The organism is Fictibacillus sp. NRS-1165, from assembly GCF_050468105.1.
GTDB lineage: Bacteria > Bacillota > Bacilli > Bacillales > Fictibacillaceae > Fictibacillus_C > Fictibacillus_C terrinigri.
In genome coordinates, this window is record NZ_JBDPNU010000199.1 from 1 (window position 1) to 729 (window position 729).

Sequence of the window (729 nt, forward strand, 5' to 3'; positions counted from 1 at the left end):
TACTACAGGTACTGGGCTCGGGCTTTCTCCCAGGGCGTACATCGCAGCATTCCTTCCAATCGCCCGGTATGTTTCCAAAGTAATTAACGGGGATTGGGGAAATAGCTCCAGATTACTCAATGGATCCAAATCCCTTTGATGGATGACAGTCGTTCCCCTGGACTGGAGGCCAATACCGATTCCTGACCCGCTCATTTTGGCTGCCCCATGGGCCATGAATGCTAAATCTGCCGTGCGCAAGCTTCGGATGACCCGTGGGACGGCTCCCTGCTCTTCAATTCCGGAAAGGATTTCGCGAAGGACCAAGGCGTGATCCACCTTTACAATCGTTTTGTTCATTTCTTTTCCAAAAGCAGGAGCTATGGCCACAACCACTTCTCTTGGATTCGTTCCTTTTGTAGCGGGACCAATTTCTGCCAGTTTCATTTCTATTGAAAAGGCTGCTGTCGTCATATGGACTCCTCTCCTCTAATCAAAATCCTTCGGGCTGATGGCTTGGCGGATTCCTTTAATTTCTTCCCATCTTTTTTCGCTTAACCGGTAGCCTGTGCCAGGTCCCATGTAATCGTTCTCATCATTTACCGCGCTTATCACTTCATTGTCACCGTTTATTATGGCGGATGTATGCAAATAATCACCTGCCACCCGTTGCTTCAGCATATTAAAGATCCGTTCAGACGTCTGGCGGTATCCACGTTTGGCCAAAATCATTGCGACATCAAAACCGGA

General features: G+C 48.6%; 2 protein-coding genes. Both read right to left on the reverse strand.

Going from position 1 to position 729, the window contains the following annotated elements:
• Positions 1 to 453, reverse strand: a 453-nt coding sequence (locus ABHN01_RS25875; RefSeq protein ID WP_429877927.1) for a glycerol dehydratase reactivase beta/small subunit family protein, incomplete at its 3' end; no start/stop codon positions are given.
• 15 nt (positions 454 to 468) lie between these two features.
• A partial coding sequence (locus ABHN01_RS25880; RefSeq protein ID WP_429877928.1) for a propanediol/glycerol family dehydratase large subunit occupies positions 469 to 729 on the reverse strand: 261 nt, incomplete at its 5' end.